This window comes from Brevibacterium sp. Z349TD_9 (genome assembly GCF_056173565.1).
In genome coordinates this window covers 2,377,213-2,400,520 of the sequence record NZ_CM149680.1, presented here as the reverse complement: position 1 = coordinate 2,400,520, position 23,308 = coordinate 2,377,213, and the positions used below count along the sequence as shown (strand labels likewise).

At 69.1% G+C, this 23,308-nt stretch carries 20 protein-coding genes; 11 read left to right on the top strand and 9 right to left on the bottom strand.

Annotated elements, in window-relative coordinates; all coding sequences use genetic code 11:
- Positions 1-14: 14 nt before the first annotated feature.
- Both cydB and cydC read left to right on the top strand, forming a co-directional pair.
- A complete protein-coding gene (gene cydB / locus AC0VYB_RS11235) occupies positions 15-1,037 on the top strand; it encodes a cytochrome d ubiquinol oxidase subunit II (protein ID WP_009376984.1) in 1,023 nt (340 codons plus the stop codon).
- Positions 1,034-4,525: a thiol reductant ABC exporter subunit CydC gene (cydC, locus tag AC0VYB_RS11230; RefSeq protein ID WP_009376986.1), complete on the top strand. Its 3,492-nt coding sequence runs from the start codon at positions 1,034-1,036 to the stop codon at positions 4,523-4,525. The genes cydB and cydC overlap by 4 nt, the downstream gene beginning before the upstream one ends.
- Here the strand turns inward: cydC and sepH are convergent.
- Positions 4,500-5,615, bottom strand: coding sequence for a septation protein SepH (gene sepH, locus AC0VYB_RS11225; protein WP_009376988.1), 1,116 nt, complete (start codon positions 5,613-5,615; stop codon positions 4,500-4,502). The genes cydC and sepH overlap by 26 nt on opposite strands.
- Before the next feature lie 168 nt (positions 5,616-5,783).
- Between sepH and AC0VYB_RS11220 the strand changes: the two genes are divergently transcribed.
- On the top strand, positions 5,784-6,899 hold the full coding sequence (locus AC0VYB_RS11220; RefSeq protein WP_009376990.1) for a ferrochelatase: 1,116 nt from the start codon (positions 5,784-5,786) through the stop codon (positions 6,897-6,899).
- A gap of 181 nt (positions 6,900-7,080) precedes the next feature.
- Here AC0VYB_RS11220 and AC0VYB_RS11215 read toward each other — a convergent pair whose 3' ends face one another.
- Positions 7,081-7,311 carry a hypothetical protein gene (locus tag AC0VYB_RS11215; protein WP_009376992.1) on the bottom strand — a complete coding sequence of 77 codons (231 nt, stop codon included), beginning with the start codon at positions 7,309-7,311 and terminating at the stop codon, positions 7,081-7,083.
- A gap of 290 nt (positions 7,312-7,601) precedes the next feature.
- On the opposite strand from AC0VYB_RS11215, the gene AC0VYB_RS11210 reads away from it, so the two are divergent.
- Positions 7,602-7,901, top strand: coding sequence for a DUF4193 domain-containing protein (locus AC0VYB_RS11210; protein WP_009376994.1), 300 nt, complete (start codon positions 7,602-7,604; stop codon positions 7,899-7,901).
- Between the two features lie 168 nt (positions 7,902-8,069).
- Here the strand turns inward: AC0VYB_RS11210 and AC0VYB_RS11205 are convergent, their stop codons facing one another.
- Positions 8,070-8,525, bottom strand: a complete 456-nt coding sequence (locus AC0VYB_RS11205; protein WP_040341470.1) for a DUF3093 domain-containing protein — start codon at positions 8,523-8,525, stop codon at positions 8,070-8,072.
- A gap of 65 nt (positions 8,526-8,590) precedes the next feature.
- Between AC0VYB_RS11205 and dut the strand changes: the two genes are divergently transcribed.
- Genes dut through AC0VYB_RS11190 form a run of 3 tightly spaced genes read left to right on the top strand, consistent with a single transcriptional unit; the run spans position 8,591 to position 10,298 of the window.
- Positions 8,591-9,064 carry a dUTP diphosphatase gene (dut, locus tag AC0VYB_RS11200; RefSeq protein WP_009376998.1) on the top strand — a complete coding sequence of 158 codons (474 nt, stop codon included), beginning with the start codon at positions 8,591-8,593 and terminating at the stop codon, positions 9,062-9,064.
- A 6-nt stretch (positions 9,065-9,070) separates the two neighbouring features.
- Positions 9,071-9,925, top strand: a complete 855-nt coding sequence (locus AC0VYB_RS11195; protein WP_095376557.1) for a DUF3710 domain-containing protein — start codon at positions 9,071-9,073, stop codon at positions 9,923-9,925.
- Between the two features lie 4 nt (positions 9,926-9,929).
- Positions 9,930-10,298: an OB-fold nucleic acid binding domain-containing protein gene (locus AC0VYB_RS11190; RefSeq protein WP_009377004.1), complete on the top strand. Its 369-nt coding sequence runs from the start codon at positions 9,930-9,932 to the stop codon at positions 10,296-10,298.
- 40 nt (positions 10,299-10,338) lie between these two features.
- Here AC0VYB_RS11190 and AC0VYB_RS11185 read toward each other — a convergent pair whose 3' ends face one another.
- Positions 10,339-11,004: a potassium channel family protein gene (locus tag AC0VYB_RS11185; RefSeq protein ID WP_095376556.1), complete on the bottom strand. Its 666-nt coding sequence runs from the start codon at positions 11,002-11,004 to the stop codon at positions 10,339-10,341.
- On the bottom strand, positions 11,001-11,675 hold the full coding sequence (locus AC0VYB_RS11180; protein ID WP_009377008.1) for a potassium channel family protein: 675 nt from the start codon (positions 11,673-11,675) through the stop codon (positions 11,001-11,003). Before AC0VYB_RS11180 ends, AC0VYB_RS11185 begins: the two co-directional genes overlap by 4 nt.
- Before the next feature lie 137 nt (positions 11,676-11,812).
- Here AC0VYB_RS11180 and AC0VYB_RS11175 point away from each other — a divergent pair, with 137 nt between their 5' ends.
- Both AC0VYB_RS11175 and AC0VYB_RS11170 read left to right on the top strand, forming a co-directional pair.
- On the top strand, positions 11,813-13,723 hold the full coding sequence (locus tag AC0VYB_RS11175) for an APC family permease (RefSeq protein ID WP_063250165.1): 1,911 nt from the start codon (positions 11,813-11,815) through the stop codon (positions 13,721-13,723).
- 4 nt (positions 13,724-13,727) lie between these two features.
- Positions 13,728-15,125, top strand: coding sequence for a class I SAM-dependent RNA methyltransferase (locus tag AC0VYB_RS11170; protein WP_063250164.1), 1,398 nt, complete (start codon positions 13,728-13,730; stop codon positions 15,123-15,125).
- A gap of 78 nt (positions 15,126-15,203) precedes the next feature.
- Here AC0VYB_RS11170 and AC0VYB_RS11165 read toward each other — a convergent pair whose 3' ends face one another.
- Positions 15,204-15,398, bottom strand: a complete 195-nt coding sequence (locus tag AC0VYB_RS11165; RefSeq protein WP_009377015.1) for a hypothetical protein — start codon at positions 15,396-15,398, stop codon at positions 15,204-15,206.
- A gap of 295 nt (positions 15,399-15,693) precedes the next feature.
- Here AC0VYB_RS11165 and acnA point away from each other — a divergent pair, with 295 nt between their 5' ends.
- On the top strand, positions 15,694-18,378 hold the full coding sequence (gene acnA / locus AC0VYB_RS11160; protein ID WP_475384700.1) for an aconitate hydratase AcnA: 2,685 nt from the start codon (positions 15,694-15,696) through the stop codon (positions 18,376-18,378).
- A gap of 526 nt (positions 18,379-18,904) precedes the next feature.
- Positions 18,905-20,845 (top strand): 1-deoxy-D-xylulose-5-phosphate synthase, encoded by a 1,941-nt coding sequence (gene dxs, locus AC0VYB_RS11155; RefSeq protein WP_119296186.1) that lies wholly within the window; start codon positions 18,905-18,907, stop codon positions 20,843-20,845.
- A 29-nt stretch (positions 20,846-20,874) separates the two neighbouring features.
- Here dxs and AC0VYB_RS11150 read toward each other — a convergent pair whose 3' ends face one another.
- From AC0VYB_RS11150 to AC0VYB_RS11140, 3 genes are read right to left on the bottom strand one after another with little or no spacing between them, the layout of a single operon-like run.
- Entirely contained in the window at positions 20,875-21,468 is a 594-nt protein-coding gene (locus AC0VYB_RS11150; RefSeq protein WP_119296187.1) for a P-loop nucleotide/nucleoside kinase family protein, read from the bottom strand.
- Positions 21,465-22,637, bottom strand: coding sequence for an HRDC domain-containing protein (locus AC0VYB_RS11145; protein WP_119296188.1), 1,173 nt, complete (start codon positions 22,635-22,637; stop codon positions 21,465-21,467). Before AC0VYB_RS11145 ends, AC0VYB_RS11150 begins: the two co-directional genes overlap by 4 nt.
- Positions 22,634-23,248 carry a DUF3000 domain-containing protein gene (locus AC0VYB_RS11140; RefSeq protein WP_063250189.1) on the bottom strand — a complete coding sequence of 205 codons (615 nt, stop codon included), beginning with the start codon at positions 23,246-23,248 and terminating at the stop codon, positions 22,634-22,636. Before AC0VYB_RS11140 ends, AC0VYB_RS11145 begins: the two co-directional genes overlap by 4 nt.
- Positions 23,249-23,308: the final 60 nt, after the last annotated feature.

Genomic DNA, 23,308 nt, shown 5'->3' with positions numbered 1-23,308 from the left:
GGAGGAGAAGACCGATGGAGATTCTTGCGACGATCTGGTTCGTCCTCATCGCAGTCCTGTGGATCGGATACCTCTTCCTCGACGGGTTCGATCTCGGCGTCGGCATGCTCATGCCGATCTTCACCAAGGACGAGCGCGGCAAGCGCGTCCTGCTCAATTCGATCGGTCCCGTCTGGGACGGCAACGAGGTGTGGCTGATCACCGCCGGCGGGGCGATGTTCGCGGCGTTCCCGCACTGGTACGCCTCGCTCTTCAGCGCCCTCTACATCCCGCTCACGCTCTGCCTGCTCGGGCTGATCTTCCGTGCCGTGGCCATCGAGTACCGCGGCAAGGGCCACACCCAGCGGTGGCTGACGTTCTGGACCTGGGCGATGGCGATCGGCTCGACGGTCACCGCCTTCCTCATCGGCGCCCTCCTCGTGACCACGACGACGGGTCTGCCGCTCAATGAGAACGGCGACCTCGTCGGCGGAGCCTTCGCGTGGTTCGGCTGGCCTGCCGTCCTCGGCGGTCTCGCCGGGGTGACCTTCTGCTTCGTCCACGGCCTCCTCTTCCTCACGCTCAAGACCGAAGGCGAACTGCGGGCGAAGGCCCGGCGCTGGGCGACGAAGTCGATGCTCGTGTGCTCCGTGCCGATGCTCATCTGGTTCGTCCTCGCGATTCTCAACCGCACGTGGCTCGTCGTGCCCGTCGGCATCGCCGTCGTCGCGATCATCGCAGCATACGTTGCGATCCGCGCGGGGGCGGAGAAGAAGGCGTTCTTCCTCCATGGGCTCTTCCTCCTCGCGGGCATGGCCGCCGTCTTCACCGGCGTCTACCCGAACGTCCTGCCCTCGACGCTCGATCCGGCGTTCTCGCTGACCGTGGGCACTGCCTCGTCGTCGGACTACACCCTCGGCGTCATGCTCATCGTCACCGCGATCTTCCTGCCGATCGTCATCGGCTACCAGATCTACAGCTACCGGCACTTCCTCAACCGGATCGCCGAATCGCACATCCCCGACGCCCACCGGGTGCCGGCGGCGATCCGCTCGTGAGCTCACCGCTCGGGATCCTCCTGTCCCTGCCCGGGGGCAGGAGGTCCCTCGTCCTCGCTCTCACCTCGGCCGCCGTCCGCGCGGTCGGCATCGTCTTCATCGCCGAGGCGCTCGTGCGCACGATCCTCGACCTCGGGCCCGTCCCGCTCTGGGTCGTCCTCGGCGTGCTCGGGGCGGCCCTGCGCGGGGCGAGCCTGTGGGCCGACCACAGCCTGGGAACCGCGCAGTCCGCCGCTGCCAAGCGGGGGCTGCGCTCCCGGATCCTCGGGACTCTGCTGCGCCGCCCCGGCCAGCCCCGCGCGAAGGCCGCGGTCACCGTCACCCGCGGCATCGACGACCTCGACGACTACTTCACCACCGTCGTCCCCGCCCTCGCGCAGGCCGCGATCGTCCCGGCCGTCCTCCTCGTGCGGATCGTCTTCGCCGATGTGCTCTCGGCGATCATCATCGTCCTCTGTCTCCCGCTCGTGCCGTTCTTCATGATCCTCATCGGCCGCTACACCGAGGAGACGACGAAGCAGAGCATCCGCGCCCTCGAACGGCTCTCGGACCACCTCGCCGAGCTCGCCGAGGGACTGCCCGTCCTCATCGGCCTCGGCCGCTCCCGGGAGCACGCGCGCACCCTGCGACGTCTCAGCGACGACTACCATGCGGCGAGTCTGACGACTCTGCGCGTCGCCTTCCTCTCCAGCCTCGCCCTCGAACTCATCGCGACGATCTCCGTCGCCCTCGTCGCCGTCGTCATCGGCGTCCGACTCGTGTCCGGGTCGATGGAGCTCAGTGACGGACTCCTCGCCCTGCTGCTGGCCCCCGAGTGCTTCATGCCGCTGCGGGCCCTCGGGGCCGGCTTCCACGCCAGTGAGAACGGTCGGGATGCCTTCGACCGGGCCCACACCCTGCTCGACGACCCCGACCGCACGAGGGAGGACGCCGTCCCCGGCGACCGCGCCAGCGCCTCGGCGACGGGAGGCGACCACCGGGCCGTCTACGCCGACGGCACGACAATCACCTGGGCGGACACGATGCCGACGGAACCCGGGATCACTGCCGTGCTCGGTCCCTCGGGGGCGGGGAAGACGACGGTGCTCTCAGCGCTCACGGGCAGCCTTCCCGAAGGTGCGGAGACGACGATCGCCTCCCAGCCGGCCGCCCTCGTCCCGCAGAGCCCGCGGACCTTCGGCGCGACCGTCGGCGAGGAGCTTGCAACCTTCGGGCTCTCAGACGACGACGCGACCGCTGCCCTGCGAGAGGCGGGGCTGCCTGTCGACGGCGACCAGGCGACGGCGGCGCTCAGTCCCGGTCAGCTGCGCCGGCTCGCCCTCGTCCGCCTCCGCGCCCGGATGCGGGAGGACGCCGATCTGCTCGTCCTCGACGAACCCACCGCCCACCTCGACGACGACAATGCGGAGATCATCATCGCCATGATCGCCGAGGCGGCCGAGCACACCCGGGTCGTCCTCGCCAGCCATGACCCGCGGGTCCTCGCCCTCGCCACGGACACGATCACCCCGGTCCTCGGCCGGGCGGAGACGGCACCGGCGACCGATGGGGACAGGGGGCGCACGGGAGTCCCGAGCGCCTCGGGGGCAGCGAAGACCGCCTCATCGCACACCGCCGGCCCGAACACCGGAACGTCAGCGGATGTCGCGAGCCCGCCTCCCTCGGGTGCCGGCCCGGCGGGGCCTGCGACCGACACCGAGCGCACGGCAGAGCGCAGCGCGCAGGCTCGGATCGACGCGTCCTCGCGGACCCACGGAGAACCCGGCACCCTCCGCGCCCGCTGGAGGACGCTGCGGGCGACCCTGCCGCTGTTCACCGGCACCATGGCCATCGCCCTGCTCACCGCGTGCGCGGCGAGCCTCGCGGCGATCTCGCTCACCGCCGTCTCCGCGTGGCTCATCGTCGAGGCCTCGTACGGTCCTCCGATCATGACGCTGCTCGTCGCGATCGTCGGCGTGCGCTTCTTCGGTCTGTGCCGCTCCGTCCTGCTCTACGTGAGCCGGCTCCACCTCCACTCGGCGGTCTTCGGTGCGCTCGGACGGTTGCGCTCGGTGCTGTGGACGCACTTCACACAGGCCGGGATGAGCGACCGGAAGATGCTCTCCTCGGACACGGCGCTGGCGACGATGGTCGCCGACGCCGACGAAGTCCGCGACCTCGTGCCCCGCACGCTCTTCCCGCCCGTCGTCACAGCCCTCGTCGTCACCGCCGTGATCATCGCCGCAGCGATCCTCGACCCGGCCTCCGTGCCCGTCATCGTCGTCCTCGGCATCATCAACGTCATCGTCGTCCCACTCGTCTTCGTCCGGGCCGAGGGCGTGCTCGCGAACCGCATCCACGTCGGTCGGGCCATGGTCCTCTCGCTCCTCACCCGTGCCCTCGGTGCGAAGGCCGACCTGCGCGCCAACGGCGCCGAGGACGCAGTGCTCGACCGACTCGCCGAGGCCGAGGACGACCTCGAGTCCGCGCAGAAGCGGTCGGCGCGCCACCTCGGCGCCGCTCAACTGTGGATCGAGGCCTCGACCGTGCTCGCGGCGATCGTCATCGCACTGACCTCGGGCGCTCCCACGGAGATCCTCGCCGTCGTCGTCCTCAGCACCTTCGGCCTCGCCGACGTCTTCGCCTCCGCCCTGTGGGCGTGGCGGCAGATGCCCGCTCTCGGCATCGCCCTCGACCGGCTCCCGCCCGTCACCGCCGCCGCTGAGTCCGAGCTCGCCGAGGCGGATCCGGCCGAGTCCGAGGAGACCGAGGCCCACCCCGCCGAGGCGGCCCGAACAGAGTCCGACACCTGGGAGCCGGATCGTGCGCCCCTGACCGAGCTCGAGCTCGCCGACGTCTCGGTGGGCTGGGACGGCGTGCCCGTGCTCGAGGACCTCGCTCTCACGGCAGATGCCACCGCGTGGACCGTCGTGTGCGGGGAGAGCGGCAGCGGGAAGACGACGACTGTGAGCGTGCTCCTGCGCTTCCTCGACCCCTGGTCGGGCACCTACTCGGCCGAAGAGGGGGACGGCGGGCGCATCGATCTCCTCGCCCTCGGTCCCGAGGAGCTCTCCGGGCGCATCGCGTGGTGTCCGCAGGAGGCGCACGTCTTCAGGTCGACGGTGCGCGGCAACCTCGCCCTGGCCTCGCGACGGGTCTCCGACGATGAGGCGATGTTCTCAGCCCTGCGTGCGGCAGGCCTCGGGCACTGGGCGACCCCGGCCGGTCTCGACCGGTGGGTCGGTGACCACGGCGGAGAGATCTCCGGTGGGGAGCGGCAGCGGCTGGCGATCGCCCGCACCCTGCTCACCGGGGCCGAGGTCATCGTCCTCGACGAACCGACGGCCCACCTCGACGAGGGGACTGCGCACCGCCTCATCGACGACCTGCGTACCAGCCTGAGCGATCACACGGTCATCATGGTCACCCACGATCACAGCCTGGTGGCCGCGGGCGACCGGGTGGAGCAGCTGGGGACGGAGGTCAGTCCCGCTTCGATCCGAACATGATCTCGTCCCAGCTGGGGATCGAGGCGCGGCTGCTCTTCTTCTTCGCCCGCGACTCGGACTCCTTGGACTCGGACTCCTTGGGGGAGGCCACGCCGTCGCTGACACCGGGCTCGTTGAGCAGGGAGAGCTGATTGTCGTCGTCGAAGGTCCCGACCTCCTGGGTCGGCTCCTGCTCGTCCTCGCCGGAGACGTGATCCGCCTCGGCGGGGGAGCGGGACTCGAACGCGAGGACCTCGTCATCGGTGGCGTCGGCGGGACGACCGGGGGCGGTGTGAGCGCCCTGCGGATGGGTCTCGGGATCCTCGGTCACCGCGCGCAGACGGCCCCGAGGCTCCTCGTCGTCGTCATGCCGGGTCCGGCGACGGCGGAGGTTCTCCAGGATCCGACCCGTCTCGGCCTGATGGTCGCTCAGTGTGGACGGACGCTCCTGGGAGCGTGAGGCCACCTCCGCCTCGGCGGGGGGAGTCTCGATCTCCTCGGTGGTGCGGCGACGCTCCCCGTTCGAGCTGTAGCCGGGGATCGGTCCGGTGTCGGTGGGTCCGGAGTCGGCGAGCCACTTCGCCTCGTCGTCGAGGGCGGTGAGCGAACCCCGGTAGTAGTTCCATCCGGCGGTCCGCTTGCGGTCGGCGGCGGTGAAGCTGAGCTCGACGTACCAGTTGCCGTCCTGCTGCTTCCAGGCGTCCCAGTCCATCGTCTCGATGTCGACGTCGCGCATCGCCAGGCGGGTCTGGGCGAGCTCGACGAGGGGAGTCGGATCGCCGTTGGGATCGTGGTCGGAGTAGATGGGATGCCGGCTCGCGGTGTGCGCCATGTGCGCGCGTTCGGCGAGCGCCGGGCGTTCGTAGGTGCGGACCTGGTCGGGATCGGCGCCGGTGGCGGAGATGACCTCCTCGGCGCTCATGCCGCCGCGGATCATCGCCTGGATGTCGCGGGGGCGCACGGGCGCATCGGAGCGCACCACGGCCCTGTCCTTGCGCACAGCCGCATAGAGCGACTCGTCGAGTGCCAGTCTGTACTGCGCCCCGGAGTCATCGCCGAGGAGCAGATGTGTGCCGTCGGCGTCGACCCCGTGCAAGATCAGTTCACGCATTCGCCTTCGCTCCTTGTCATCGCTTCTCACCCTGCATCGTGTCACGTCCGAGCCCTCGAAGCCCGCAGATTTCCGCGCGAGTCGCGAAATCCGGCGCCCTCGTGAGTCGGATCCGCTCAGGGTGCGGACAGCGGGCGGCGGAGGACTGCAGCCTGTAAAATCGCAGTCGTGAATACGACAGCTCCCATCGACACCATCGTCCTCATGTCCTTCGGCGGACCGGAAGCTCCCGAGGAGGTGGTTCCCTTCCTCAAGAACGTCACCGCAGGCCGCGGCATCCCCGAGGAGAGGCTCGAGGAGGTGGGGGAGCACTACTACGGATTCGGGGGGAAGTCCCCGATCAACGACCAGAACAAGGCGCTGCTCGCGGCGCTGCGGGACGAGATCGGGCGCCGTCACCTCGACCTTCCCATCGTGTGGGGCAACCGGAACTGGACGCCCTACCTCACCGACGTCGCCCGCGACGAGGCGAAGGCCGGTCGCAGCCGCTTCCTCGCGATCGACACCTCGGCGTACTCCTCCTACTCCTCGTGCCGCCAGTACCGCGAGGACTTCGCCGGCACCGTGGATACGCTGGCCGCGGAGGGCGTCGAGGTGAGCTTCGACAAGATCCGCCAGTTCTACAACCACCCCGGCTACGCCGAGGCCTGCGCCGAGCTCCTCGGGGAGGGGCTGACCGACTTCGCCGGACAGGTCGGGGAGCTCGACCCGCAGCGGCACCGCATCCTCTTCGTCACGCATTCGATCCCCGACGTCATGCAGGCCGCCTCGGAGGTCGAGACCGTCGGCTACCGGGCTGAGCACGAAGAGCTCATGGCGTGGCTGCTCGACGGGCTCGAGGCCGGTCAGCGCCTGCCCGCCGAACTCGTCTACTGCTCGCGGTCGGGACCGCCTTCGATGCCGTGGCTCGAGCCCGACGTCAACGACCGGATGACCGAACTCGCCGCGGAGGGCGTCACCGGCGTCGTCCTCGTGCCCATCGGGTTCATCTCCGACCACATGGAGGTCGCCTTCGACCTCGACACCGAGGCGAAGGAGACGGCCGCCGACCTCGGGCTCGCGTTCACCCGCGTCGCCACCGTCGGTACCCACCCGCGCTTCGTCTCCGGGCTCGTCGACCTCGTCGAGGAGCGGCTCGCACAGCTGCGCGGGGAGTCCGTCGAGACGCCCGCGCTGCCGGGCACGACGCCGCTGTCCCCCGGCAGCGGCGCGTGCAGCATCGCGTGCTGCCGCGGCCGCGCCGACAAGCCCACGCTGCCGAACTGGGCGCCTGCTGCCGGGTGAGATCTCTCTCATTCACGCCGGCCGTCGCTTTGCGAGGCGAGGAACGTCCGAAAAGTGACGGCGGGCTTGAGCGAGCGCGGGTTCGCGCTCGACAGAGCATGCGCACGGACAGCGCGTACGCAGGAAGGCGGGTGCCCTCGGGCACCCGCCTTCCGTCGTTCCACCGCCTCGGTGGTGGGACTCAGCTCTGCTCTTCAGGCTCCGGGATCACCGGCAGCGCACCGGTCTCGGCCTTGATGACCTCGACGATGGGCCCGGTGTCGACGTCGTTGCGGTCGGCGAGTTCGAGGAGGTTCTCGAGGTCGTCGATGAGGTTCTCGACGAGGTAGTCGTCTCCGGCTGATCGGGCATCCTGCAAGCGGTGACGAACATCGTCGATCCTGCTGTCCAGCTGCTCTGCGAATTCACTCATCGTGCATCCGTCCTTCCGGGAATAGTCGGTCGGGGATGAGCGGAGTCATCGCCGACGTGTGTTCGGTGCTCGTCGAAATCCGGCGCACGCGCACGGCATCGTCCTCTGCATTCTGACAGAGCTTTTCGAGAGTCGTATGTGTGAGCGTCATAAGGTGACGAGAATCACCGTGACAGGTTATCATCTGCTCTTGCCAATGGGTGCCATGCAGTGCACAATGCTGGGGACACGATAGGCGACAGGGGCTGAAACTCCATTTCAGCACACCCGACAGAGAGCGATGAGGCCATATGGCAACCGATTACGACGCACCTCGCAAGCACGACGACGAAATCAAGAGCGACTCGATCGAGCAGCTCAAGGCGCAGCGCTCGCAGGCCCAGGCGAGCAAGATCGACGAGGACGAGACGGCGGCCGCCGAAGGGTTCGAACTCCCGGGAGCCGACCTGTCGAACGAAGAGCTCTCCGTCCGCGTGCTTCCGAAGCAGAACGACGAATTCACGTGCATGGAGTGCTTCCTCGTCCGTCACCGCTCGCAGCTGGCCAGCGATGAGGGCGGAATCCTCATCTGCACGGACTGCGCAGGCTGAGCCTCACCTCGTCGACGTCGTCAACGCGCCCCCATTCGGGGCGCGTTTTCGTTTTCCCGGGACGCAGCCGAGCCGGGCGGGCTCAGCGGCAGTGCCGCCGGGCACAGCCGGGCCGTGCGGCTCTGCCGGGCCGGGCTCAGCCGTGCCGTGCGGCTCTGCCGGGCGGGCTCAGCCGTTGAGAGCGGCGGCGAGCTCGCGGGGTCGGCGCGTCGAGACGAGCCAGTACGGTGTGGGGTCGGCCGCGTCGTCGATGTCGACGCGCACCGCGGTCTTCACCCACGGGCGGGTGACGAGGAAGGCGCGCGCGTCGAGTCCGACGCCGCGGGCGGTGCCGGTCGCGGTCTCGTCGAGCGCCTCGGCGCGAGAGATGAAGATCCGTTCGATGTGGGCTTCACCGACGTAGAGCCTCTGGTCGGTGACGATGATCGTCACGGTCAGCGAACGCAGCCACAGGGCGAGGAGAGCGAAGGTGATCACGGGCAGGACGAAGGCGCCGAGCGCCCACACGGGGAGGACCATGAGCGCCGTCGAGCCCGCGCCGATCGCGGAGAGCACCCACATCGCAGGCGAGGGGCGCACCTTCTCCCGAAAGGCGACGTGCGGTTCGGTATGAGTCTGAGCCATGTCCCCCATTGTCCCACAGCGGACGTTTTTGAAGCGCTCAGCCTGGAGGACTAGAGTGCTTCCTTGTGACAGAAGGCTTGCAGATCGACATCACGCTCGTCGACGAGGGAATGGCCCCGCCGACCTACGCACACGCGTCCGACGCCGGCGCGGATCTGTGCTCGGCGATCGACTTCACCCTCGAACCCTTCGAGCGCAGAGTGGTGCCCACGGGCATCGCGATCGCGCTCCCCGCCGGCCACGCCGGTTTCGTCCATCCCCGCTCGGGACTCTCGAGCCGGCACGGGGTGACCGTGGTCAACGCACCCGGGACGATCGACTCCGGGTACCGCGGTGAGGTGAAGGTGCCGCTCATCAACCTCGACCCGAAGGTGCCGATGCGGATCTCCCGCGGAGACCGCATCGCCCAGCTCATCATCCAAGAGGTCCGGCAGGCCGACTTCCGCGTCGTCGACAGCCTCGACGACAGCGACCGCGGCGCCGGCGGATTCGGCTCCACCGGCGGAGTCGTCACCGGCCTCGGCAATACAGTGGAGTGAAGGATCATGGGACTGTTTTCACGTTTCTCCAAGAAGTCGTCACCGGAGACTGACGAGACCCCGGACACCGAGGTCGTCGACCGGGACGAGACCGACTCAGCCGTGGACTCCGAGACGGAGGTCGCCGAGGCGGACGCCTCCGACGAGTCCACCTCCGACGAATCCACCTCCGACGACGTCGTCGAGACGGAGGCGGAGACCGAGGACCTCGACGAGGATGCGATGCTCGAGAAGTCCGCTCCCTTCGACCGCTCCGAGAAGGGTCCCTTCGACGCGGCCGAGGACTACCCCGAGCTCAACCGCCTCGACCTCGGGGCGCTCAAGGTCCCCGTCGTCGACGGCATGCAGATCCGCCTCGACACCGACGACGAGACCGAGCGCGTGCTCGCCGTCACCCTCATCCACGACGGCGGCGGTGTGCAGCTCCAGGCATTCGCGACCCCGCGCTCCGAAGGCCTGTGGAACACCGTGCGCCGCCAGCTCGCGACGAGCGTCGAAGCGCAGGGCGGCGAGTGCACGGAACTCCACACCGGCCTCGGTCGTGAGCTCGCCGTCGAGGTTCCCGCGAAGTCCGAAGACGGGCGCCCGAGCAGGCGCGCGATGCGCTTCGCCGGCATCGACGGCCCCCGCTGGTTCATCCGCGCCGTGTTCTCCGGCAAGGCCGTCACCGACACCGAGGTGAGGGCCGAGCTCAGCGCCCTCGTCCGCGGCGTCGTCGTCGACCGCGGGCAGGAGGCGATGGCTCCCCGAGAGCTCATCGTGCTCACCGCCCCCGAGGTCGAGGCCGCCGAGGAGGAGACGGACGAGACCGAGGACATCAACCCGTTCGCCCGCGGACCCGAGATCACCGAGGTCCGCTGATCCCATGCGCGGACTCATCTCCCGCCTCAGCCACGGCTTCGGGTCTCGCGACGACGACGCGCGCGAGGACCTGCGGCTAGCCAGCCGGATCCCCGGCGTCTCGTGCATCGACACCGTCCCGTCCCGGTCGACGGTGCGCGTGGCCGGCGTCGTCAGCTCCCTGACCCGGTCGACGAACAGTGACAATCCGCGGCTGACGATCACCGTCTCCGACGGCACCGGCGAAGTCGAGGCACAGTTCCTCGGCCGCCGGGAGATCAGCGGCATCAGGCCCGGTGCGCTCATCGTCCTCGAAGGCCGCTTCTGCGACCGCGACGGTCTCCTGCGCGCCCACAACCCCGTCTACGAGCTCGTCGCCTCCCGCGACGACTGAGCACCCTCCGACGGGTGCTCAGCTCAGCGCTCGCGTCCGCTCACTTCGCTGTGGCCTGGAGCAGGCTGAGCAGCGCCCCCTGCTGATCGGGGGAGGAGAGGAAGAAGAGTTCGTCTCCTGCCTCGATGACGTCGTCCGGGCTCGGCGCGAACGCCCGTGCGTTGCGGATGATCGCGACGAGGACCGTGTCGACGGGGAAGCTGATGTTCCCGATCCTGGAGGCGACGAGTTCCGAGGTCTCGTTGACGGTGAACTCCATGAGCCCCGCCTGCCCCCGTTCGAAGCTCATGAGATGGACGAGGCCGCCGACCTCGACGGCCTCCTCGACGAGCGCGGTCATCAGCCTCGGCGTCGACACGGCGACATCGACGCCCCAGTTGTCGTCGAAGAGCCATTCGTTCTTCGGGTTGTTCACCCGGGACACCGTCCTGGGCACCCCGAACTCCGTCTTCGCAAGCAGGGAGAGGACGAGGTTGGTCTTGTCGTCACCGGTCGCGGCGACGACGACGTCGGCGTCCTCGAGGTGGGCCTCGCCGAGACCGGAGAGCTCGCACGCATCGGAGAGCAGCCATTCGGCGCCGGGGATCTTCTCGTGCCCGAGCGCCTCCTTGCTCTGATCGATGAGGAGGACGGAGTGGTGCTTGTCGAGCAGCTCCCTGGCCACGGAGCGGCCGACGGATCCGGCGCCGGCGATGACGACTCTCATTCTTCTTCCTCCCTGGCGGTCACGGGCTTGTCGAGGATGCGCTCGATCTCGCTGAGGCGACCGACCGGACACATGAGGTGGACGAGGTCGCCGTCCTGGATGAGCAGCTCGTCGGTGGCGACGATGCCCTCGGAGAGTCGGGTGACGTAGGCGACCCGCGCGCCGGTGGCCTCCTCGATCTCCGCGATGGGTCTGGCCACCCACCCGGGGTCGAGGTGGACCTCGGCGAGGACGAGATTGCCAGAGGGCTCCCGGAACTCGGTGATCGAGCCCTGCGGGACGAGCTTGCGCATCACCTGCTCCGCCGTCCAGCGCACCGTGGGAACCGTGGGGATGCCGAGGCGTTCGAAGACCTGCGCGCGGTCGGGGTCGTAGATCCGGGCGGCGACGTTCGGGACGCCGAAGGTCTCCCGGGCGACACGCGCGGCGAGGATGTTGGAATTGTCTCCGCTCGAGACGGCGGCGAAGGCGAACGCGTCGGCGGTGCGGGCCTGAGTGAGGGTCTCCCGGTCGAATCCGAGGCCGGTGATCGTCGCACCCTTGAAGTCGGGTCCGAGCTTGAGGAAGGCGTCGGGGTCACGATCGACGACGGCAACCGAGTGGCCATTCGCATCGAGTGCTTTGGCCAGCGTTGCTCCGACTCGGCCGCAGCCCATGATGACGAAGTGCATGGTATCCCTTCTCGGCACGTGCTCTACCATTGGTGCTCGTGGCCAGCAGTTTTTCTGATGCCGTCAAAAGACTACTCGTTGGACGGCCGTTCCGCAGTGAGGACAGGCGCGCACCCGCGCTCAAGAAGCGCATCGCTATGCCCGTCTTCGCCTCGGACATGCTCTCCTCGGTCGCATACGCCCCCGACGAGATCCTCCTCGCGCTCTCACTGACGACGCTCGTCTCGATCACCGTGGCCCCGTGGATCGGCGTCGCCGTCGGCGCCGTCATCCTCGTCATCGTCGCCTGCTACCGGCTCAACGTCCGCGCCTACCCGTCAGGCGGCGGCGACTACGAGGTCGCGTCGAAGAACCTCGGCCCCAAGGCCGGTCTCATCGTCGCCGCCGCCCTCCTCGTCGACTACGTGCTCACGCTCGCGGTGTCGATGACGGTCTTCGCCGCCTACATCACCACGGCCTTCCCTCTGCTCGCGCCCTACCGGGTGCCGGTGGCGATCGTCGGCATCGTCGTCATCTCCCTCCTCGGCCTCCGCGGATCACGGGCACGGCCCGTGCTGCTCGCGATCCCCACCTACCTCTTCCTCGGCGCCGTCTTCCTCACGATGATCGTCGGCCTGCTCATGGTCGCCCAAGGCGACGTCCCGCAGGCGGAGACGGCGGACTACACGATCGTCCACGACGAGCTGGCCGACCAGGCGAGCCTGGGACTCGCGACGGTCCTCATCGTGCTCCGCGCCTTCTCCTCGGGTTCGGTGGCGCTCGCCGGCGTCCAGACCGTGGCCACCGCGGTTCCCGCGTTCGCGAAGCCGCGCGGGAAGAACGCCGGCAACACCCTCGTCCTCTCCGGGTTCCTCGCCGCGATCATGCTCACGGGGCTGACCTACCTCGCCTCGGTGACCGGGGTGAAGTACGTCGACGATCCGCACCTCTATCTCGTCCGCGCCGACGGCAGTCCCGTCTCGGCCGAGTACGAACAGGAACCGGTCCTCGGTCAGCTCGCGCACACGATCTTCGCCGACACCCCGATCATGTTCTACATCGTCGTCCTCGTCGCCGCGCTCGTCCTCATCGTCGCCGCGAACACCGCCGTCGAGGGCTTCCCCGGACTGGCATCGCGGCTGGCCAGGGACGCCTTCCTGCCCCGCCAGCTCGCGAGCAAGGGCGACCGGCTCACCTTCTCCAACGGCATCCTCCTCCTCGCCGTCGCAGCGATCATCCTCGTGGTGGCGACGAACGCCTCGGCGACGACGCTCATCCAGCTCTACCTCGTCGGCGTGTTCGCGAGCTTCGTCGTCGGGCAGCTCGGCATGGTGCTCCACTGGAACAAGCGCCTGCGCCTGGTCATCGACCCGAAGGCGCGGATGCGGATGCGCATCAACCGGCTCATCAACGGGGTCGGCTGCGTCATCGCCGCCGGCGTGCTCATCGTCGTCATCGTCTCGAAGTTCCTCGCCGGCGCCTGGATCGCCGTGGCCGCGATGGCCGTGCTCTACCTCGTCATGGGCGCCATCCACCGCCACTACTCACGGGTGGCGAGCGAACTCGCCCCCGACGCCGAGGTCGACTCGCGCACGATCCCGTCGAACACGCACGCGATCGTCGTCGTCAACGACATCAACAAGCCCACCCTGCGGGCACTCGCCTACGCCCGGGTGGCCCGGTCGAGCCAGCTCGAGGCCGTCACCGTCGCCGTCGACGAGGAGGCCGCGGAGAGGCTGCAGCGACGGTGGAACGAGATGGAGCTGCCGGTGCCTCTGACGGTGCTCGCCTCGCCCTACCGTGAGCTCGTCCGCCCCCTGCTCGCCCATGTGCTCGCGATCCGCAGGCGCTCCCCGCGCGACCTCGTCATCGTCTACATCCCGCAGTACATCGTCGGCCGCTGGTGGGAGCACATCCTCCACAACCAGGTCGCCCTCAAACTGCGCACGAGACTCCTCCTCGTCCCCAATGTCGTCGTCGTCTCCGTCCCGTGGCGGCTGCGCTCCTATTCGCGTCAGCATCGCGGCGACGGTCCCGACGCCGAACTTCCCCTCTACGGACAGGCCTGAGATCGTGAGCCCCCACACCCCCGCCTCCGCACACCCGAACGGCGAGGACCTCGTCCTGCGCATCGAGGGTCCCGCCGCCGGCGGCTCGTTCGTCGCCCGCGACGACGGCCGCGTCGTCTTCGTCTCCGGGGCCCTGCCCGGCGAGCTCGTCCGCGCCCGCACCGTGCCGGGACCGGGGAAGGTGCTCCGTGCCGAGGTCACCGAGGTCCTCGAGGCCTCCGAGCATCGCGTCCCCGACCGTCGGATCGATTACCTCGCCGAGGCGGCCGGTCCCGACGACCGGGGCGCCGGCGGTCTGTTCGGGGGCATGGAGTTCGCCCACGTCGACCTCGCCCACAGCCGTGACCTCAAAGCGGAGATCGTCACCGACCAGCTGCGGCGCCTCGGGGGACTCGACCGGGAGGTCACCGTGTCCGCCGCACCCGGGGAGACGACGGGCACGGACTGGCGCACCCGTGTCCAACTCGCCGTCGACCGGCACGGCGAGCTCGGCATGGTCAGGTCCCGCAGCCACGACGTCGTCGCCGTGGGTCGCGCACCGCTCGCCGTGACCTCCATCGCCGAGGTGGACCTCGGCACCGTGCGCCTGCCCGGTGCCGAGCGCGTCGAGTTCGCCGCGACGGGGCAGACCGGTGCCGTCATCGTCCGCGGGGCGGTCGAGGACACGGCGCTGCGCGACTTCGCCGAGGCCCTGCCCGAGGACTGGTCGCTGCTCACCGGACCGGCAGCGCCGCCGCGGCAGACGGCACGCCGCGGACACGATCGCCGCGCCCGCGGCCGGCACCGCGGCAGTGCGCACCGCTCCCACGGGGGCTCTGCGGCGGGGGAGCCCACTGGGCCTCTGCAGGTTCACCGGGGCACTGAGACCCTCACGGAGACCGTGGCTGGTCGCGACTTCACGGTCTCCGCCGACGGCTTCTGGCAGGTCCACGAGCAGGCGGCAGCGCTGCTCAGCGACCGCGTCGTCGCAGCCCTGCCCGACGACGCCCGTGAGATCGTCGACCTCTACTGCGGGGTCGGGCTGCTCGGCATCGGCGCGGCCGCGGCCACGGGCGCGCGCCTCTACGGCGTCGAAGGAGTGGGACCGGCGATCGAGCACGCGCGGACCAATGCCGCCGGTCTCGACGCCGAGTTCGTCGCCGGACGGGTCGACACCGCCACACTGCCTGACTCCGACGTCGTCATCCTCGACCCGCCCCGCGCGGGAGCGGGGAAGGCTGTGACCGACCGCCTCGTCGAATCGGGTCCGGACTCGATCGTCTACGTCTCCTGCGATGCGGGCACGCTCGCCCGCGACCTCGCCGCCCTCACCGCCGGCGGCTACGCGATCGAGAGCCTCGAGGGCTTCGACCTCTTCCCACTCACCGCACACATCGAGACGGTCACGGTCCTCCGGCGCTGAGCCGGCACCTCGGCCGGGGACGGGAGCGCCCCCGGACGGTTCGGCAGGACCGGACGGCCGCCTCGGCGAGGGACTGACTCAGTGGACGCCGGACCTGCGGGGGAGGAGGACGAGGACGATGAGGGCGAGGAACGTCGTGAGGAATCCCCACAGGCCCCACCAGCCGCCCGAGCGCCCCTTCTCCTTGGCGACGGTCTGGCAGACGACGGCGAAGATGATGCCGACGAGCAGGGCGCCGAAGCCGAAGCCGGCGCCGAGGGTGAACGGATCCATGGTCTCTCCTCATTCAGGGGTCCGTCGACGGAGCGGACAGTGCTGTGTTCTCGCTCCAGACTAGGACCGGGCGGGCCGCCGGCGCCGTGGTGCGAACCGGACGAGGTGGGGAGGAAAACCCGAGCCTGCCCTGTCCGAATGGCGACTCGCCGAGGTGGTCATCGGCAGGGGAATGCGCTAGAATTTATCTTGACGTCAAGATACTTTTGGAAACAATTGTGTCGCGTAAATCGGTGCGCGCGCAGGGCCTGGCCCGGTTTCTTGGATGAGTGTCGAATGAAACAGGAGAATCACGATGAGCAACGTCGATACGTTCGAATCGAAGAGCACCCTGACCGTGGGCGATACGGACTACGAGATCTATCGCCTCGACGCGGTCCCCGGGGCGGAGAAGCTTCCCTTCAGCCTCAAGGTGCTGCTGGAGAACCTGCTGCGCACCGAAGACGGTGCCAACATCACCGAGGAGCACATCAAGGCCCTCGCGAACTGGGATCCCAGCGCCGACCCGAGCACGGAGATCCAGTTCACCCCGGCCCGTGTGGTCATGCAGGACTTCACCGGCGTGCCCTGCATCGTCGACCTCGCCACGATGCGTGAGAAGGTCGCGGAGCTCGGCGGCGATCCGGACAAGGTCAACCCGCTCGCCCCGGCCGAGCTCGTCATCGACCACTCCGTCCAGATCGACGCCTTCGGCACGGCCGACGCGATCGAGCGCAACATGGACATCGAGTACGAGCGCAACGGCGAGCGCTACCAGTTCCTCCGCTGGGGCCAGACCGCCTTCGACGACTTCAAGGTCGTGCCTCCCGGCATGGGAATCGTCCACCAGGTCAACATCGAATACCTCGCCCGCGTCGTCATGCCGCGTGAGGTCGACGGAGTCCTCCGCGCCTACCCCGACACGCTCGTCGGCACCGACTCGCACACGACGATGGTCAACGGCCTCGGCGTCCTCGGCTGGGGTGTGGGCGGCATCGAGGCCGAGGCCGCGATGCTCGGCCAGCCCGTCTCGATGCTCATCCCGCGCGTCGTCGGCTTCAAGCTCACCGGGGAGATCCCCTCGGGCGTGACCGCCACCGACGTCGTCCTCACGATCACCGACATGCTCCGCCAGCACGGCGTCGTCGGCAAGTTCGTCGAGTTCTACGGTGAGGGCGTGGCCTCGGTGCCGCTGGCCAACCGTGCGACGATCGGCAACATGAGCCCCGAGTTCGGCTCGACCGCAGCGATCTTCCCGATCGACGACGTCACCATCGACTACCTCAAGCTCACGGGCCGCTCACCCGAGCAGATCCAGCTCGTCGAGGACTACGCGAAGACCCAGGGGCTGTGGCACGATCCGGCGAACGAGGTCGCCTACTCCGAGTACCTCGAGCTCGATCTCTCCACCGTCGTGCCCTCGATCTCGGGACCGAAGCGTCCGCAGGACCGCATCGAGCTCTCCGATGCCAAGAGCCAGTTCGCCAAGGACATCCACAACTACGCCGCTCCCGGCGAGGAGTCGAAGTCGGCACCCGTGTCGACCGGTGACGGACGGAACTTCGAGCTGGCCAACGGCGCCGTGGCGATCGCCTCGATCACCTCGTGCACGAACACCTCGAACCCCTCTGTCATGCTCGCGGCAGGTCTGCTCGCCCGCAACGCGCGCAAGCGCGGACTCAACTCGAAGCCGTGGGTGAAGACCTCGATCGCACCGGGGTCGAAGGTCGTCACCGACTACTACACGAAGGCCGGGCTCATCGAGGATCTCGAGGCGCTCAACTTCTTCGTCGTCGGCTACGGCTGCACGACCTGCATCGGCAACTCGGGTCCCCTCGACGCCGAGATCTCCGAGTCCATCCAGGACAACGACCTCGCCGTGACCGCAGTGCTCTCGGGCAACCGCAACTTCGAGGGCCGCATCAGCCCCGATGTGAAGATGAACTACCTCGCCTCGCCTCCGCTGGTCATCGCCTACGCGCTGGCGGGAACGATGGACTTCGACTTCGAGAATCAGCCGCTGGGCAAGGACTCCGAAGGCGTCGACGTCTACCTCAAGGACCTCTGGCCCTCGCCCGAGGAGGTCCAGTCGGTCATCGACTCCTCGATCTCCACCGACATGTTCGACACCGAGTACGGTCGGATCTTCGACGGTGACGAGCGCTGGCAGGCGCTGCAGACCCCCGAAGGCGCGATCTTCGAGTGGGACGAGAACTCGACCTACGTGCGCAAGCCGAACTACTTCGACGGCATGACGCTCGAGACCGTCCCGGTCACCGACATCGAGGGCGCCCGTGTGCTCGCGACGCTCGGCGACTCGGTGACGACCGACCACATCTCGCCCGCAGGCTCCTTCAAGGCCGACACCCCGGCCGGCAAGTACCTCGTCGAGCACGGCGTCGAGCGCAAGGACTTCAACTCCTACGGCTCGCGTCGCGGCAACCACGAGGTGATGATCCGCGGCACGTTCGCGAACATCCGTCTGGCCAATCAGCTCCTCGACGGAGTCCAGGGCGGGTTCACCCGCGACTTCACGCAGGAGGGTGCGCCGCAGACGACGATCTACGACGCGTCCGTGAACTACCAGGCCGTGGGCATCCCGCTCGTCGTCCTCGGCGGCAAGGAGTACGGTTCGGGATCCTCGCGCGACTGGGCGGCCAAGGGCACGAAGCTGCTCGGCGTCCGCGCGGTCATCGCTGAGAGCTTCGAGCGCATCCACCGTTCGAACCTCATCGGCATGGGCGTCCTGCCGCTGCAGTTCCCCGTCGGCGAATCGGCCGAGTCGCTCGGACTCGACGGCACCGAGACCTTCTCGATCACCGGTGTCACCGAGCTCAACGAGGGCACGACCCCGAAGACCGTCAAGGTCTCAGCGACCAAGGACGACGGCACGACCGTCGACTTCGACGCCGTGGTGCGCATCGACACCCCGGGTGAGGCCGACTACTACCGCAACGGCGGCATCCTCCAGTACGTGCTCCGTCAGCTCGCGACTGCCTGATCCGCTCGGACGACGTCCCCCGTTCCGGCCCTCATGGGGTCGGGGCGGGGGACGTTCGCGTTCGGCCGCCTCGGCGGGATGGGGTGCGTGCGTCCGCCTCGGCGGGGACGGCCCGGGTCGACCGCCTCGGCGAGGTGGGGCTCCTGCGCACCCCGCACCCTCAGCTACACACACAACCCGTGCACCGGTTGCTTTTGTCGCTCCGGGTGCGGGATGTGGAGCTTCGCCGAGGTTGTCGTGCCACAGGTGCGTTGTGCGGCTGACGGTGTGGTGTGCAGTGTCGGGTGCGGAGCGCGGCCAAGGGTGTTGGGTGCGGAGTGGGAGACTTCGCCGAGGCGCGGCCAAGGGGTCGGGGCACGGGGAGACGTACCCCGTGGGCGACGTGCCGAGCGTGACCGGCGACACGAATCTTCGAGGCAAGCTGGGTTGCGTGTAGCCGACGCGCTAAAATGTTCCGAGTGGTACCACCTGCACCATCGCGATCGACCGATCGTCGATCGCCGTCCCATCCGAGAAGCGAGGCCGCATGACATTCCTTGAGTCGATCGAGTCGCCTGAGGACCTGCGCGGACTCGACTCGGCCGAGTGCGAAGTGCTCGCGAAGGAGATCCGCGACTACCTCGTCACGACGGTCGCGGGCACGGGCGGGCATCTCGGCCCCAACCTCGGCGTGGTCGAGCTGACGATGGGACTGCACCGGGTCTTCGACTCCCCACACGACACGATCCTCTTCGACGTCGGCCACCAGACCTACGTCCACAAGCTGCTCACCGGGCGGATGGCCGAGTTCGGCACTCTGCGCCAGCGCCACGGCCTCTCCGGCTACCCCAGCCGCGCCGAGAGCGACCATGACGTCATCGAGAACTCCCACGCCTCGGCGTCCCTGTCGTGGGCCGACGGCATCGCCAAGGCCCACCAGCTCAAGGGCGAGAGCGACCGTCATGTCGTCGCCGTCATCGGCGACGGTGCGCTCACCGGCGGCATGGCCTGGGAGGCGCTCAACACCATCGCCGCCGACACCTCGACCCCGCCGCGCAAACTCGTCATCGTCGTCAACGACAACGGCCGCTCCTACGCCCCGACCGTCGGCGGGTTCGCCGCCCACCTCGACGAGCTGCGGACGACCTCCGGCTACGAGAAGCTCCTCTCGTGGGGCAAGTCGACGCTCCGGCAGTCCGGTGCCCCCGGCCGTGCCGCGTACAGCGCGATCCACGGGGTGAAGAAGGGGCTCAAGGACATGGTCAGCGCCGAGCAGACCGGCATGTTCGACGAACTCGGCATCAAATACCTCGGCCCTGTCGACGGCCACGACCTCGAGAGCGTCGAGAAGGCTCTGGCCCGGGCCAAGCAGTACGAGGGCGGACCCGTCATCGTCCACATGATCACCCAGAAGGGGCAGGGCTACGACCCTGCCGTCAACGACGACGCCGACCAGTTCCACTCCGTCGGCGTCATCGACCCGGTCACCGGCCGTTCGACTCCGTCGAAGCAGGCGTCGTGGACCTCGGTCTTCGGCGACGAGGTGCTCGAGATCGCTCGCGACCGCGACGACGTCGTCGCCGTGACCGCAGCGATGCTCCTGCCCGTGGGGCTCGCGAAGTTCGCCGAGGCCTACCCCGAGCGCGTCTTCGACGTCGGCATCGCCGAACAGCACGCCGTCGCCTCAGCCGCCGGCCTCGCCTACGGCGGACTCCATCCGATCGTGTGCATCTACGCGACCTTCCTCAACCGGGCCTTCGACCAGATCCTCATGGACGTCGCCCTCCACGGGCAGGGCGTGACCTTCGTCCTCGACCGCGCCGGCATCACCGGCCCCGACGGGGCCAGCCACCACGGCGTCTGGGACATGGCGATGCTGCGCATCGTCCCCGGCCTCAAGCTCGCCGCCCCCCGCGACGGGGCACGCCTGACCGAGGAGCTGCGCGAAGCCGTCGCGATCTCCGACGCCCCCACCGTCATCCGCTTCCCGCGCGGCAGCGTCGGCGCGGACGTGCCCGCTCTCACGCGCACCGCCGACGGCGTCGACGTCATCCGCGAGATCCCTGCCGGTCAGGCCAAGGACGTCCTCATCGTCTCCGTCGGACCGTTCGCCGCCCGGGCCCAGGACGTCGCCGAGGCGCTGGCCGCGAAAGGTCTGTCTGCGACGATCGTCGACCCCCGGTGGGTGCTGCCGGTGCCCGACAGCGTCATCGAGTTCGCGAGCGAGCACAGCCTCGTCGCCGTCATCGAGGACGGGGTCCGCCTCGGCGGCATCGGTTCGCGCATCCGCAGCGACCTGCGGGCCGCCGACTCCCGCATCGGCGTCGTCGAACTCGGTGCCCCGGACGAGTTCCTCCCGCAGGGCACCCGCGACGAGATCCTCGAGTACATCGGCCTCGACGTGCCGACGATGGTCTCCGAGATCGTCAACGCCCTGCCCGCGGATGTGCGGGGACGGGCCGAACACGGCAGCCGTCGCGCCGTCTGAGCCTCAGACCTCAGCCTCAGACCAGAGCCTCAGGTCTCGGCGAACGCCGTCGGCCACTTCTCGGCGATCCACCCGCTCCAGTCCTCGGCGGCGCGGGCCCCGAAGTCGCCGACCGCCTCGGCGGAATCCGGCTCATCGAGCATCTCCCGCCACTCATCGAGTTCGGCCTGGGTGACGGGCCATTCCGTCTCCGGGGACCGGCGGTGGCGCTCGGCGATCCGTTCGGCCTGCATCTCCCTGCTGATCGGGAGATACTCTGTGCGTGCCACCGCTCCGACTCGGGCGGCGAGCCAGCTCAGGGCGACGCGCTCCTGCTTCCTCCAGAGTCCGAAGTCGAGGATCACCGAGGTGCCGGCGCGGAGGATCTCGAGCGCGGTGGCGATGAGCCTGCCCTCGAGGACCGGGCGCTGACCGTCCGGATCGGGGTCGCCGAAGAGCGGGCGCATCCATTCGTCGGGGGAGAGCCGGACGGCGGGCAGCGAGGCGGCGAGCTCTGCGGCGCGGGTCGACTTCCCGGCGCCGGCGAGGCCGACCATGAGGATGAGCTCGGGTGGGCGGACGAGTCGGGCCGCACTCTGACCGGCTGCACCCGGCCAGTGCGTTCCCTCACCGTGCTCGCTCATGCGCGAGGAAGTTCATCGAGCGCCGCTGAGAGCGGCGGGGCCGTGAGTGCGACCTGCCACGGCCTGGCCCCGTGCTCGGTGAGGAAGGCCTCGACGTCCTCGCGCCCGGAGGCGGCGAGCGACTTGACGAGAGCGGGCTGGAGGAGGACATCGTGGGGGATCGTGTGCTCCTCGGCCACCTCGGCGACTGCGGCCTTGAGCGCGGCGGTGCGCTCCTTGATCTCCGTGTGGCTGAATGGGGACCGGGGGAGTCGGCTCGGCTCACGTTTGGGAGGCAGTTCGTCGGGAGTGAGGCGAGCGGCCCTGCGCAGGGCCCGGAAGAGCCTCGCCGCGTCGGCACGGGAGAGCCGGGACCAGCGTCCGAGCAGGTCATCGCTCGAACGGGCACGCGACCGCGCCATGTCGATGAGCTCACGGTCGCGCAGCACCTTCGAGGGTGCGATGTCGACCTCGGAGGCCATCGCGTCCCTGGTCAGCCACAGTTCGCGGACCTTCGCGAGCTCGGCGCGCGAGGTGAGCTTCGCGAGTCCGCTCGTGCGTCGCCACGGCTCCGCATGGACCTTCGGACGGAAGTCGAGGAGGTGGGCGAACTCCTGCTCCGCGAACTCCCACTTGCCGGCCGCGACGAGCTCTGCGGCAAGGGCGTCGCGGATCGGCAGGAGCACCTCGACGTCGAGGGCGGCGTAGTTGAGCCACTCCTCCGGCAGGGGACGGGTCGACCAGTCGACGGCCGAATGCTCCTTGGCCAGACGGACGCCGAGCGTGCGTTCGGCGACCGCGGCGAGGCCGAACTTCTCCCACCCGAGGAGTCGGGCGGCGAGTTCGGTGTCGAAGAGCGCAGTGGGGACCATGCCGCGATCCTGCAGGCACGGCAGGTCCTGGGTGACGGAGTGGATGACCCACTCGCCGCCGCTGAGGGCTGCGTTGAGCGCCGACAGGTCCCCGAGCTCCTCGGAGTCGAGGAGGACGGTGCCCGCACCGGCGCGGCGCAGCTGGACGAGGAAGGCGCGCTGACCGTAGCGGATGCCCGAGGCGCGTTCGGCGTCGATCGCGATGGGACCGGAGCCTGCGGCGAGACCGGCGCGCACCTCGGCGAAGGCCTCTGAGGTGTCGACGACGGGTGGGACGCCGTGTTCGGGCACGGAGAGAAGCGGTGGTTCGGTAGTCATCGACGTCGCCCGGGCAGGGCTGATACTCCTTCAGGCAGGGGCGGGAGACCCGCGACGGTGCACAGCAGATCGATCCAGGCCTCGAGATGATCGCCGATCATCTCCGGTTCGGTGATGATCGGCGTCCACGAGGCGCGCAGCTCCAAGTCTATCGTCGCCGGTCTCGTCGCCAGCGTCCCGAAGCTCTCCGAGAGCACTCGGGTCGTCGTCCCGCCTGCTGCGACGAGTTCGCAGTCATTGGCCTCGAGGGCATCCTCGAGCCACGACCAGGCGACGTGGCCGAGCATCGTCTCGTTGCCGAGCTCGTGTTCGAGTTCGGCCCGGATGTAGGAGACGATCCGGAACGAGCCCTCCCACTCCTCGGGGGCCTCGGGGTCGAAGAGGACGACGATGCGTCCGGTCGCGAGCTCCTCGATCGACTCACCGCTGGCGGCGATGAAGTTCTCGTCGGCCGTGACCTCGGCGCCGAGGGCATAGGAGTAGGGCGCGAGCTTCGCGGGAGCCGGGATCTCCGAGATCGAGACGTTGTTCGTGTCCCGGGCTTCACGGAGCACCGACGTCACGGCGCTGAACTCCGCCGGTATGCGGTTGAGAGGCGAGGTGTTGACCACACTCGACACGATAGAACAGCGTGCACCGGTGCGGAATCATCCACGCCGAGGCGGCCCGAG

What these genes read in the sequence shown, in the direction of transcription:
- AC0VYB_RS11150 (WP_119296187.1), bottom strand. Translation starts at nt 21,468, where the DNA reads ATGAGCGAGCACGGTGAGGGAACGCACTGGCCGGGTGCAGCCGGTCAG.
- AC0VYB_RS11195 (WP_095376557.1), top strand. Translation starts at nt 9,071, where the DNA reads ATGGGACTGTTTTCACGTTTCTCCAAGAAGTCGTCACCGGAGACTGAC.
- AC0VYB_RS11175 (WP_063250165.1), top strand. Translation starts at nt 11,813, where the DNA reads ATGCCCGTCTTCGCCTCGGACATGCTCTCCTCGGTCGCATACGCCCCC.
- AC0VYB_RS11185 (WP_095376556.1), bottom strand. Translation starts at nt 11,004, where the DNA reads ATGAGAGTCGTCATCGCCGGCGCCGGATCCGTCGGCCGCTCCGTGGCC.
- AC0VYB_RS11190 (WP_009377004.1), top strand. Translation starts at nt 9,930, where the DNA reads ATGCGCGGACTCATCTCCCGCCTCAGCCACGGCTTCGGGTCTCGCGAC.
- cydB (WP_009376984.1), top strand. Translation starts at nt 15, where the DNA reads ATGGAGATTCTTGCGACGATCTGGTTCGTCCTCATCGCAGTCCTGTGG.
- AC0VYB_RS11215 (WP_009376992.1), bottom strand. Translation starts at nt 7,311, where the DNA reads ATGAGTGAATTCGCAGAGCAGCTGGACAGCAGGATCGACGATGTTCGT.
- AC0VYB_RS11145 (WP_119296188.1), bottom strand. Translation starts at nt 22,637, where the DNA reads ATGACTACCGAACCACCGCTTCTCTCCGTGCCCGAACACGGCGTCCCA.
- AC0VYB_RS11165 (WP_009377015.1), bottom strand. Translation starts at nt 15,398, where the DNA reads ATGGATCCGTTCACCCTCGGCGCCGGCTTCGGCTTCGGCGCCCTGCTC.
- sepH (WP_009376988.1), bottom strand. Translation starts at nt 5,615, where the DNA reads ATGCGTGAACTGATCTTGCACGGGGTCGACGCCGACGGCACACATCTG.
- acnA (WP_475384700.1), top strand. Translation starts at nt 15,694, where the DNA reads ATGAGCAACGTCGATACGTTCGAATCGAAGAGCACCCTGACCGTGGGC.
- dxs (WP_119296186.1), top strand. Translation starts at nt 18,905, where the DNA reads ATGACATTCCTTGAGTCGATCGAGTCGCCTGAGGACCTGCGCGGACTC.
- AC0VYB_RS11205 (WP_040341470.1), bottom strand. Translation starts at nt 8,525, where the DNA reads ATGGCTCAGACTCATACCGAACCGCACGTCGCCTTTCGGGAGAAGGTG.
- AC0VYB_RS11180 (WP_009377008.1), bottom strand. Translation starts at nt 11,675, where the DNA reads ATGCACTTCGTCATCATGGGCTGCGGCCGAGTCGGAGCAACGCTGGCC.
- AC0VYB_RS11210 (WP_009376994.1), top strand. Translation starts at nt 7,602, where the DNA reads ATGGCAACCGATTACGACGCACCTCGCAAGCACGACGACGAAATCAAG.